At 63.4% G+C, this 11,556-nt stretch carries 10 protein-coding genes; 3 read left to right on the top strand and 7 right to left on the bottom strand.

Features of this window, described 5'->3' with window-relative positions:
- The first annotated feature begins 7 nt into the window (after window positions 1–7).
- On the top strand, window positions 8–253 hold the full coding sequence (locus ACWGS9_RS05140; RefSeq protein ID WP_041001561.1) for a MoaD/ThiS family protein: 246 nt from the start codon (window positions 8–10) through the stop codon (window positions 251–253).
- A 65-nt stretch (window positions 254–318) separates the two neighbouring features.
- Here the strand turns inward: ACWGS9_RS05140 and ACWGS9_RS05135 are convergent, their stop codons facing one another.
- Window positions 319–1,644, bottom strand: coding sequence for an AlbA family DNA-binding domain-containing protein (locus ACWGS9_RS05135; RefSeq protein WP_454504200.1), 1,326 nt, complete (start codon window positions 1,642–1,644; stop codon window positions 319–321).
- Between the two features lie 377 nt (window positions 1,645–2,021).
- Here ACWGS9_RS05135 and ACWGS9_RS05130 point away from each other — a divergent pair, with 377 nt between their 5' ends.
- Complete coding sequence (locus ACWGS9_RS05130) at window positions 2,022–2,372, top strand: hypothetical protein (RefSeq protein WP_454504199.1); 351 nt, start codon at window positions 2,022–2,024, stop codon at window positions 2,370–2,372.
- A gap of 647 nt (window positions 2,373–3,019) precedes the next feature.
- On the opposite strand, the gene ACWGS9_RS05125 is transcribed toward ACWGS9_RS05130, so the two are convergent.
- From ACWGS9_RS05125 to ACWGS9_RS05100, 6 genes are all read right to left on the bottom strand, one after another.
- Window positions 3,020–3,250 (bottom strand): hypothetical protein, encoded by a 231-nt coding sequence (locus ACWGS9_RS05125; protein ID WP_454504198.1) that lies wholly within the window; start codon window positions 3,248–3,250, stop codon window positions 3,020–3,022.
- A gap of 715 nt (window positions 3,251–3,965) precedes the next feature.
- Window positions 3,966–4,391, bottom strand: a complete 426-nt coding sequence (locus ACWGS9_RS05120) for a DOPA 4,5-dioxygenase family protein (protein ID WP_454504197.1) — start codon at window positions 4,389–4,391, stop codon at window positions 3,966–3,968.
- An 89-nt stretch (window positions 4,392–4,480) separates the two neighbouring features.
- A complete protein-coding gene (locus ACWGS9_RS05115) occupies window positions 4,481–5,242 on the bottom strand; it encodes a Stf0 family sulfotransferase (RefSeq protein WP_454504196.1) in 762 nt (253 codons plus the stop codon).
- Between the two features lie 172 nt (window positions 5,243–5,414).
- Window positions 5,415–7,598: an ABC transporter ATP-binding protein/permease gene (locus tag ACWGS9_RS05110; RefSeq protein WP_454504195.1), complete on the bottom strand. Its 2,184-nt coding sequence runs from the start codon at window positions 7,596–7,598 to the stop codon at window positions 5,415–5,417.
- Window positions 7,599–7,715: 117 nt separating this feature from the next.
- The gene (locus ACWGS9_RS05105; protein WP_454504194.1) at window positions 7,716–9,692 is read right to left on the bottom strand and encodes a putative bifunctional diguanylate cyclase/phosphodiesterase; all 1,977 of its coding nucleotides are present in this window, start codon (window positions 9,690–9,692) and stop codon (window positions 7,716–7,718) included.
- A gap of 264 nt (window positions 9,693–9,956) precedes the next feature.
- A complete protein-coding gene (locus ACWGS9_RS05100) occupies window positions 9,957–10,262 on the bottom strand; it encodes a hypothetical protein (RefSeq protein ID WP_140610691.1) in 306 nt (101 codons plus the stop codon).
- A gap of 281 nt (window positions 10,263–10,543) precedes the next feature.
- Between ACWGS9_RS05100 and ACWGS9_RS05095 the strand changes: the two genes are divergently transcribed.
- Entirely contained in the window at window positions 10,544–11,521 is a 978-nt protein-coding gene (locus ACWGS9_RS05095; RefSeq protein ID WP_454504193.1) for a GNAT family N-acetyltransferase, read from the top strand.
- The last annotated feature ends 35 nt before the right edge of the window (window positions 11,522–11,556 follow it).

Here is an 11,556-nt window from a genome sequence, read left to right as displayed (position 1 = left end):
AGCGGCGATGGTCGAAGTCACCCTCTGGGGCTCGCTCAGCGCCGTCGCCGGAGGCAAAGCCAAGCACGACATCGAGGCCAAGGACATCAGGGAGCTGTTCCGCAAGCTTGCGGAACAGTATCCCGGCATCGAGCCATGGATTGATCGCGGGATTGCGGTAGCGATCGATGGGACGATCTATCGCGATACGTGGAGTAAGGAGCTGCCAAAGGACGCGGAGATTTTTCTGCTGCCGCGGTTGGCTGGGGGGTAGGCAGGGATGTGCGGTCTTACCTAGGAAATATGGAGGCACCATTTTCACCCCCACCAGTGCGGACTTCAATAACGATTGTTCCTAAACTTCGCGATCTCTTCACTGATCATGCTTGGCGACAAGGGCGCGAAGTCGAATGCGTCGTAAAGCGGCTTGAGTAATGGAAACATCACTTCTGCGAGGTTATCCTCGATTACTGACGCTCGTGCTTGCCCTTGCATTTTCACCGTATCGACAAAGCACTCGCGATCATAGCTAAGGTAACGCCAATCAAACAAGGCCGACATCCGCCGACCTTTCAAGCCATTGTACTGAATTCGCACCGAAATTTCAGGATCTTGGCCAAACAATTTTGCCAAGCGCGCTACATAGAGAAGTGTCTCACCAATGCGCCAAACCGGGATTGTTAGATCGATAGACGTGCCCGGCTCAGCCTTCTCGGTGAAATCCTCATCGTAAGATCGAACTTCATAAAGAAAGCCATCCGGCCGGGCTCGCCAGAAATCACAGTGCCTGCCATCCCTGCGTTCTTCGCGAGGGTCACCAACCCAAGCCTCAATCGCGTCACCAATTGGAACCGGCCCAATTGGCCTCCGTTCCAGCAACACAAACGGACCCCAGCTTGTCAATCTGATCTCGCCCGCGCTTCGAAGACTGCTTAGCAGAGACCTAAGATCCGGCGCAGCTTCGACACCCAAGATCTGAAACGATTGCTCGTAATGACCAAGGGGGAAGCGCGCTGGATCATCCTTGGACAGCGGTTCTAGACGCGTATTCCAACTGTCACGCGAGACTTCAGTGAACTTAAGCAGTTCGTCAATTTGCGCCTGCGCCAGCGAATCTAAAGAGTGGCCCTGTACGATACCCCTTATCGCTTCGAGCAAGCTGTCTCGATTGGCACGCACACATCTATCGAGCAGTGTTCTCCACTCCTCAGCCGTAAACGGCTCCTCGCTTTTGGGACCCGGTTTCCGGATGTAGACTTTTTGAGCAAGGATTTCTCCATCGGTGCCCTTCACCGCCATTACTGGAACGGTCTGGCCGCCCGGGACAACCACGATCGCATGCTCGTATCCGGATACGGGGTGGTTCAAATAGACAAGGTCACAGTGGATTTGAGGATCTGCATATTTATTTACTGCTGCGTTCACAGCGTCAGCGGTGTACCGTTGAATTTCAGCTGGGCGAGGATAGGAACCAATTGGAGCGTTGTTGGCTTCGCGCATACCCATGACAATGCTGCCGCCGCCGTTATTCGCTAGTGCAATAGCGGCCTTGGCAAGCGGTGCCCGCCCCGCTGGAACGTTGAGATCGAGCCATGACTTGAATTCTGTCGCGAGTGTCTCACTCTGAAGTTGAAATAGTTGCTTAAGATCTTCTACCGTTGCCACTGTGAGCGCCCTAGACGGATACCGTGAACTCAAGATTTATCAGTCGTATCGTGGTTAGTATACCTATCTAGACCCGAAGCTTGACTCGCCGCCACGAAAGGCGCTCGCGGCTTTCCGCACAAAACAATTGGGGCGATCCGCAGCGCGCTGAGCGCTCCAAAACCGGATGGTCGTTCGTGCCTTTACGTGGTTCAGCATCAGCCAGGGGACGAGCGTCGCAAAAATGCCGGGTGGCGAACGAGACCTGTCCATGGCCTGCTCACGCGGGCCGACCGGCTCGTCGCGCCAATTGGCCAGGCGCACGCGCAAGCGACCCGGCGGGAACCAAACCTGCCGCTGGGGCTTACTGATCGCCCTCAACCCGCAGCGAGATCATCATGCCGGCCCCCAGGAAACGCAGAAAGCACTCCGGCAGCGATCTTTTGCTGGCGCCGGCGGTCGTCGGCATGCGGCTGCCGTTGATGGCGCTCGATGCGGTGAGCGGCGCGCCCAATGGGCGGGAGGCGATGATGGCGCTGCAGGAAAAGGCGCTTGCGACGGCCGAAGGGGTTTTCGCCGTACAGTCGGCGACGCTCAAGGCCGCGCTCAGCTTCTGGCCGGATGTTCTTGCCGGCAAAAGCCCGTCGCTGTTGGACGGCAGGGCGGCAAGCGATGCCACGGCAGCGGCGCTGAAGCCTGTGGCCAAGCGCGTCCGGCACAATTACGATCGGCTGTCGGGAAAGCGCTGACTGGGGCGCTGCGCGCCACAGTATCGTGCCGGGGGCCAGGTGGCGACCTGACGTCGAAGCGCGCTGTCGAGGTGCCTATCGTTCCCGGCCGGGCTTGTCTTCGCCCGGGCGTTCTTCTTGCGCGGCCGGCGCAGATTTTCGAAGCCCATATAGTGGTCGGTATCGGACGTGTTCCAAGTGCCGGCCAGGTAGATCACCACGATGACCACGGCGAAGAGCAGAAGCACATAGAGTGTTCATATCGCTCAAGGAGCGCGCCGGCGACGGCCGGCCACACTTCGGAAGCTGTTAGACGATCGCCACGGGTGGCCGCATTGTCGCTCCAGCGTCGGGTCGATATTCACCTCCAGCGCCTCTTCCGCCTCATCGTCCTCGCCATGCACTGCCATCGCCCGGCCAATCCGGTTCGGGTCACCAGGTGGCCGCGCTTGGGGTGGTGTTGGAGGTGGATGAGCATGCTCAGGCCGCCGTCGTTCAGGCAGCGTCGGCGTGTTGGGCGCGCAATCGCATCGGGCGGCGCTGGCCCCCACTCCGCCTCGGCTTCGCCGAGCCACCTCTCCCCCATTTCATGGCGGGAGAGGAAATGCCAATCTCCGAGGTCGCGACCTGACAGGCTGCGTTCGGCGGCCGGCTTCAAGCGGCCGGCTTCAAAGCACCGACTGAATATCGCGGCCTGGTCTTCGCGGTTTGATCTTTGCGAGGCGCTCTCTTGCTTCGGCGACGCACCGTTGCGCGGATCGTATCCGGCAGCAGAGCGCGAGGTTGATGCTGACGCCGTTGTCTGCTTCGAGCATTTGTTCGGCACGTTCCAGCGCGCATTCGGCCCGGTTCAAACGCTGCCGGGCATTGGCCAGTTCTAGGTCCAGAAGTTCAAGCATTGTTCCGCATTCGTCGTTGCGGTCCCTTCGTTTGGGAAACCGTCGCCGATGGCATTTGTTCCTGGATTCATAGCCGGGCTGGTCTGCGCCAAGGCCTTCAAGCGATTGCTAATGGAACATTTCGGCATGGAAGGAGTTCGATAGGCAGACGGCGTTCTGACCACGCCGCGTCGGGATGAGTCTGCCATCTCCGACCAGCGGGGGTTCCGGAGAAGGCGGCATTCTTGCAGGTCCCGATAGAGAGCCCGTTTCCGGTCAGGGAACGGGCTCTTTCATGCATTTTGGCATGACACTTTGGCTGGCGGGTGGCCGACGCCACTCCTGTTGGGAGATTGCCTGAACAGGCGCCGGCCGAGGCGGTCCATTAGGACCGCCGTATATTCAAATACGCTAATGTACACCAAAAGGATATGGGTGCGATCGCGTAGGCCCTGATGCGCGAGCGGCTACTCGTCCTTGTAGGACTTGGCGGCGTCGTCGATCTTGCGCCAGTCATTTCCGTAGCGACGCACAAGTTCCCGCGCCTGGTTCGGTGACACGTCTTGCGTTTCGACCACGTGTTTAACCTCCGCATCCTCACCCTTCAGGGGGCGAGTTCGCGGCTTTCGCGGTTTTGTGGCTGGTGCCCGATCTCGACTCGCCATGAAACAGAAACCTTCGACTTCGGATAAAACCGGCGAGCATTGGAAAGGTTTCATACAAGCCCCCGCCGGAGCTACGCCTCCAGCGTCGGCTCGGTATTCACCTCCAGGGCGTCTTCCGCCTCATCCTCCTCGCCAAGCACCTCGCCATGCACGCCGAGCGCGCGGCCGATCCAGATCGGATCGATCAGGTGGTCGCGCTTGGGGTTGGTGGTGTTGGGGTGGATGAGGATGCTCAAGCCGCCATGGTTGAGCATCAGCCAGGGAACCAGCGTGGCGAAAATTTCGGTGGCGAAGGAGACCTGATACATGGCCTGCTCATGCGGGCCGACCGGCTCGTCGCGCCAGTTGCCGAGCCGCACGCGGAAACGTTCCGCTATGCGCTGGCGCAGCCATTCGGCGTGCCGCCGCTCGGCCTCTCCATCATAGTAGACATGGGCGTGATAGCTGGCGATCTCCGCGAGCCGCCTTGGCTGCGCTGAACTGGCTTTTTCGTTCACCTCGATGCTCCCCTTCGATGATCATGGTGCCCGGCGGAATTCTAGCCGAAGCGCCGTCGCCTTGTCTGCAGCCGGCGCGCCGGCGCCGGTCAGAACCGCCTTCGGCTCAGAGGCCGCTTCAGGGCGATGCGGGCGAAATTGTCGAACGTGCGCGGCACCGGCGCCTCCTCGATCGCCTCGATGGCCCCCATCTGCGCGGCTTCCCGACGGAAGCGCCTTAGCCAATCCTCGGTGAGGTCATCACGCTGAACCTTGAATTCAGTCACCGGCACGCTTGCCGGAGCCGGAACATCGAGCAATTCGGCGACGGCTTCGAGATAGGGCCGCGGGTCCGCCAGCAGATCCTCGTAGACGAAATGCCGGTAGGGCAAATCCGAAAGGTCGAGATAGGCGCGCCAGAACGCGTAGCTCTGCTCGATCTGGAAGAAAGCCCGGCTGATGCCGGCAAAGCTGTAGGGAACAGGAGACCCGGCGCCGTTGATCCAGCTTGCCCACGAATTCGAAACGCTGGCGCGGTAGAAGGAAATGGCCTGCCGGAGCCGATCGCGGCGTTCAAGCGTTATGAAGCCCAGATCGTGCTTCCTGCGGATTTCCAACAGGAAATCCTTGCCGCATTTGCCCTTCGACCAGGCGAGATGACGCGGAAACACCTTGACGGCGAAGCGGCCGTTTTCGGTCGAGGCCTTGCGGATGACCGCTTCCTCAAGCGCCTCGTAGCCGCGCGGCTCGGGGCCCAGATGCAACGGTTTGAGCCATTCTCCCGAACGGCCCATGATGCCTGTCGCGTTGGTAAGGCTTCCCAGCCAGCTCGAACCGCTTCGTCCCTCGGTTAAGACCGCGACCCCCTTCACCCATGCTCCCCCTTTTGCCTGCTTCCACTAAAGCGGCAAAAACGCCCGGGCTCAACGCTTCATTCCGGCCGCCTCGCCCGCATGAAATGGGGGAGAGGTGGCGCGGCGAAGCCGAGACGGAGCGGGCGAGCACCCTCCGCGGTTGCCTCAGGGCGAGGAATGTCCCACCACCCTACCCTTTGCCGCCGTTCGGCCCACTCCCCCACAGCGCCCGCTGCAGCAAGCCCCGCTTCCGCCTCGGCACCAGCTCCACATCGCTGACCAGCTTCGCCCCGCCCGCGCGCCGTTCCAGCGTGATTTTTCGCGTATGAAAAGCCTCCAGCTCGGCGCGGTGGGCGACGCTGATGATGGTGACTTTCGGCAGCTCCTTGATCACCGTCTTCATCATCTTGTCCTGGCTCTTCTCGTCCAGCGCCGAGGTGGCTTCGTCGAGCACGACGATATCGGGCGCATGCAGCAAGAGCCGCGCGAAGGCGAGGCGCTGCTTTTCGCCGCCCGACAGCGTCTGGTCCCAGGGCGCCACCTCCTCCAGCCGGCCCTTCAGATAGCCGAGGCCGACCTTGTCCAGCGCGGCAGTGATCTCGGCCTTCTTCCAGTTGTCGGCGGCGGCGGGATAGGCGGTGGCGCGGCGCAGCGTGCCGGACGGGATGTAGGGGCGCTGCGGCAGCATGAACAACCGCTTGCCCGGGTGGAAATCGACGTTGCCGCTGCCCCATGGCCATAGCCCGGCAATCGCTCGCACCAGCGTCGACTTGCCGGAGCCGGATTCGCCCGAGACCAGCACGCGCTCGCCGGGCTCGATCATCACCTCGGTTTCCTTGACCACGCCGGTGCCGTCGTCGAGCGTCACCGAGAGCTCGTCGAGGGAGAGCATCGCGCCGTCATCGGTCTCGCCATGCTGGATGCGGCCCAGCGTGTCGCTCGTCTCGGCGCGCTCAAGCCCGTCGAGCGACATCATCAGCGAGGCGATGCGGTGGGCGGACGCGTTCCAGTCGGCAAGGCGCGGATAATTGTCGACCAGCCAGCCGAACGCGCCCTGCACGATGGCGAAGGCGGAGGCCGCCTGCATCACCTGGCCGAGGCTCATCGAGCCGTCGAGGAATTTCGGCGCGCAAAGCAGGACCGGCACTACCGGCGCGAACAGGCTGGAGCCTTGCGAGACCAGCGCCGTGCGCATGTGCTGGCCGGTGAGCCGCGCCCAGCGGCCGAGCACGCCGGCGAAGGTGCGGTCGATGCCGGCATTCTCCTCCTCCTCGCCGCCGAGCAGCGCAATGCTCTCGCCGTTTTCGCGCACGCGCGTCAGCACATAGCGGAACTCGGCTTCGGCCTGGTTCTTCTCCTCGGAAAGCTGGACGAAGCGGCGGCCGATGGCGAACATCGAGGTGGAGGTTATCGCCGCATAGATGACGGCGGTGACGACGAGGAAGCCGGGCACGGTGATGGTGGAGCCGCCCAGCGTAAAACTCAGCGCGCCGCCGATGGTCCACAGCACGACGATGAAGGTGGAGGCCGACAGGAAGGCGTTGAGGACGCCGGCGACGAAATCGACGGGCGACTCGGTCGCAATGCGCAGATCCTCCGTCAGGCGGGCCTCGGGGTTGGCATGGTCGCCCTTGACGAGGTTGAGCTGGTAGTAGCGGCCGCTGGCCAGCCAGCGCTGGATGACCGCCGTGGTCAGCCAGGAGCGCCAGCGGCGCTGCATGGTCATGCGCAGGTAGACCTGGGTGACGACCAGGCTGATGCTGCCGGCGACCAGCGGTAGGAAGATGGCGCTCAAGACATAGACGGTGTGGGCGTCGCGCTGCTCGATGGCGTCGAAGATCGCGCGGTTCCAGCGGTTGATGCCGTATTGAAAACCGACATTGACGCAGATCAGCAACAAAAGCCCGATCGTCAGCGGCCAGGCGAGCCTGTCGCCACGCAGGCCCCAGTAGCCGCGCCCGCTGATCCAGAAGCGCCGCAGCAGGTATTTCTTGCGCGCCCGCTCGGTCTCCTCCGGCGTCAGCTTCGGCCCGGGCTCGATCGCCTCCGGCGGCGGCGGCGCGGCCTCGCCGACGACTTCGGACTCGGCTTCGACGGTCGGCGCCTTCTCCTCGCGCGGCTTCTCCTCGGCCGCGGGCCGCGCTTTCTCTCGCCGCGCTCCGTCTTCTTGCAGCTTGCCATCTGGCAGCTTGCCGTCTGGCCGCTTGCTGTCTGGCCGCTTGTCTTCCGGCGCCTTGTCCGGGCGCGGCTTGAGGGCGCCACGCGGTTTCAACTGGCGCGGCTTCTTTTGGCTCGACTTCACCGGGCGCGGCTTGCTTGCACCGCGCTGCGTGGCGCTGTCGGCGGGCTTCGGTTTGTGCTTGGCCGGGGGCATCGCGCGACAACGGCCCAAAAATCAAAAGGTTTCATGCGGGCCGCGCTTCGCGGCTGCCCTGCCCTTTTGGCGTGAATTGCCGGCCGGATCACGATGAATGCCGGCGCAGGCCGCCGATCAGGCGGCGTTGCCGCTGCGGGGATTGCGCCGCGGCTCGAAACGGGCTTCGGCGGCGCCGGTCGCGTCGAAGGCCAGCGCGTCGCGCATCGGCAGCGCCGCGGAAAACAGATAGCCTTGCGCGATCATGCAGCCCAGCGAGCGCAGGATCATGCGGTCGGCGTCGGTCTCGACGCCCTCGGCCATCACCTCGATGCCCAGCGTGCGGCCGAGGCCGATGACCGCCTCGACGACGGCCTGATCCTCCAAGGATTTCGCCAGGTCGCGGACGAAATTCTTGTCGATCTTGATCTTGCGGATGCGGCTGTCCTTCAGCGAAACCAGGGTCGAAAAGCCGGTGCCGAAATCGTCCAGAACGATCGATATGCCGGCATCCGCCAGGCGCCCGACCTTTTCGTCGACCCTGTCGCGGTCGACCGGCGCCTCCTCGGTGATCTCGATCTCGAGCATCGCCGCGGGCACATTTTTCGCTTTCAGCCCGTCGAGGATCATGTCGTCGACATTGCCGGCCTCGAGCTCGCGCGGCGAAAGGTTCATCGCCACCCGGACATCCGGGCGGCCCTGTCTCACCAGCTCGCCGACCATGGCGCAGCAATTGAGGAACACCGTCTCGGACAAAAACGAAAGCAGGCCGGTTTCGCGCGCGGCGGTGACGATCTCGGGCGGCGAGATGGCGCCATGGATATCATGGCGCCAGCGCAGCAGCGCCTCGAAGCCGACGACCGCGCTGGTGTCGAGCCGCACCAAAGGCTGGAACCAGGAGCAGAGCGTGCCGGCTTCGATCGCGCCGCGCAGGTCGCGCTCGATGCAGTTCTTGCGCTCCAGCGCGCTGTCGAGTTCGGCGTCGAACAGGCAATATTCGTTCCTGCCGCCGCGCTTGGCCGCGTAGAGCGCGAAATCCGCCTTGAGCAGCATCTCCGTCAGTCGCGGCTTGTCCGACTGATAAATGCCGATCGACGCGCCGACGCGCACCGAGTTCAGCTCCGGATCAGGATTGGCGATGGCCGCGATGATGGCGGATGCAAGCTCGCTCGCCGGCTGCAGGGATTTGACTACAGGGAAAAGCAGCACGAATTCGTCGCCGCCGATGCGCGCGATCGTTGCGCCTTCCGGGGCATGCTCCTCTATCCTGCGCGCCACCTTGACCAGCAGGTCGTCGCCGATGTTGTGGCCGTAGGTGTCGTTGACGGATTTGAAGCCGTCGAGGTCGATCAGCATGGCCACGAACGGGCCGTCGGAAAGCCCGAGCTTGGCGATCGCCTGCTCCAGCCCGTACCGGTTGAGCAAATTCGTCAGCGGGTCGCGCCTGGAGTTGCGCTCCATCTCGGCGGCGAACTCGCGCGCCTCGTATTTGAGGCGGCTCGTCTCGCGGAAGCGGGATTGTCCCAGAAGCGCGCCTCTGATCATGCCGCCGAGGAAGAGCAGGATCGTGAAGGCGAGCACATAATTCTCGACGCCGCCTTTGGCCAGCACGCAGCCGGCGGCGATAAGAAGCGGCAGCGTGATGAAGTTGATCGAAGCCGGCGCGTAGGAGGTGCAGTAGGTGACCGAACCGGCCGAGGCGCCGGCAAGCACGATCAGATAGAGCGGCGCCTGGGCCGTGGTGTATCCGTCGCTCAGCAGCGCCAGGAAAGACCAGGCGACGCCCGATGCCAGCGCCAGCAGGCCATAAAGGGAAAGCCGGCCGCCGGCCGCCTCCGGCCTGTCGCCGGTGACGTCCGACCTGGCCGCGGCCAGCACCACGCGCGCGCCATTTATCACGGCGACCACGGCAAACCACAGCACCGCGGCAAGGCCGCCGCCCGACAAGAGCTGCACGGCCAGGATCAGGGCCGATAGCACCGTGCCGACGGGCATCGAGATGAAGACGCCCTTGCTGAGGTCTGCGAGCTGATCGCGCAGGATACCGGCTTCCACGGCTTCGCTTTGTCCCCCGGAAGAGGGACCTGCAACCAGCCGCTCGTCATGCCTTGTCATGGCCCTACTGGTTAGGCCAGTGGAATGAAAATCGTGTTAAGGATTTCAGCGGTTTACGGTGCATTTCTCGGTCAGGGGCAGCGCTGCGAGGTGCGCCTCGCGGGCGGCGGGAGGCCGGCTCGACGCGGAAGTGAGCTGCTGTCTCACGCAGACGGCAACTGGAGGGTCGTCATGCACCGGAAGCAGATGATGCGAAGTCGAACCCCGCGATCTGCATTGGTCAGTGTTCGGGCAATTCCGCCAGCCTCAGTGCCTGGCTCCCGACTACTGGGCGCCGGGCGTCCATTCGGGCAGCGGCGCCAGGCTGCGATTGAACTGCTTCCACCACATGGCTTCATCTATCTCGCAGCAGGCGCGAAGCATGGCGTGCGCCTTCTCGAAAGCCTGGGTAGCGAGATCGTCGAACGTCATCTGCGCGTCGTAGGGCACCGACACCACCAGCTCCTGACCGGTCTGCGTGCCGCCTTCGTCGACCTGAAGATAAAGCCAAACGACGAAATGCGCGCCTTGGCCGCTCGCGTCCGCATTGCCGATCTTAATGCGGTCGATGCCTGCTGCGGTGACTTTCATGCCGGGACCTCTTCATTGGAATTCACGGTGAACCCCCCAGAAGTCCGCAGCAATCAGGAAGGTTCCGTGACGGTTGTCCCTATGGTGAAGTATTGATGAAGAGCTGGTCAGGCATGGTTGGTGAACCTTTGGCGATCTCCCTGGCTAAGGATTGCCTCAGCGCGTGAAGTCCACATAGCTTCGGCGACGCCCAACGCGGAACTCGATCGGGATCGACGTCGACGCCAACTTGAAACAGGCAAATGAGCATGGAAACTCTTGGCCCGACCGAGCTCAGGCTGATGCAGGGCCTCGCCCAGGAGGTGACCGCGCTGCGGTCGGAGCTGCTTAACGGCGACGCGACCGTCGGCGAGCTGGCCTGGGTCTGGGCCAAGGATTTTGACGCGCTCGGCCGGTTCTGGCGGCACCGGCTGTGGTTCGTGGATGGACGGCTGGCAGCGTGGGGATGGGTTCACCTGCCTCACCGGATCCCGCGCGGCGACGGCACCATGCCCGATGTCGGGACGGCCAATCTGATCTGGCAGACACATCCGGAGCGCGCGGCGCTGCTCGGCGACATCCTCGACTGGTACGACGAGGTGGCCGGGAACGTCGACCGGCTGCTGACGGTGCAATCCGCCGACGTCGAGGCACACCGAACCGTCGCCGCGCACGGCTACGCCTTCGATGCGGAAGCCGGCTCGGATGACGGCTCCTGGGTGCAGTTCAACACAAGGGAGTTGACCGATGTGCCCGATCCGGTGCTGCCCGAGGGGTTTCGGTTTGTCACCGCCGGAAACGTCCCGGTGGAGGATGCGGTCAGGGCGCATCGCGACGCCTGGCATGCGTCGCGCTTCAGCGAGGCGGCGTTCGAGCGCGTGCGGCGGACCTGGCCGTACCGGGCGGATCTGCATGTGCTGGTCGCCGCGCGCGACGGCACGCTTGCCGCGACCGCGATCGTCTGGCTGGACGAGGCGACGCAAACCGCCGAATTCGAGCCCGTCGGCACGCATCGCGATTTCCGCCGGCGCGGATTGGGCACGGCCTTGCAACTGCACGGCATGCAGTTGGCAAAAGCCGCTTGCGCCAGACGCATGCTGGTCGCATGCCGTGGCGCGCGGGCGGACCCGGCCGCCCGGAACATGTATTACGGCGTCGGCTTTCGCCCGATCAGCCGAGATTTGCCGCAGGTTAAGGGTCGCGCGATAAAACTCATTCGGTTCGCCCGCCCAGTATCTGGCGAACGAGGCCGGCTTCCTTGCTCGAAGTCTCGACCATGAAGGATGCGCCGATGGCCCATCGGAATTGATCGGCA

This window comes from Mesorhizobium sp. Arg314 (assembly GCF_053714275.1).
Note: the sequence above shows the minus strand (reverse complement) of the source record. Positions and strands in the feature narration are given on the sequence as shown.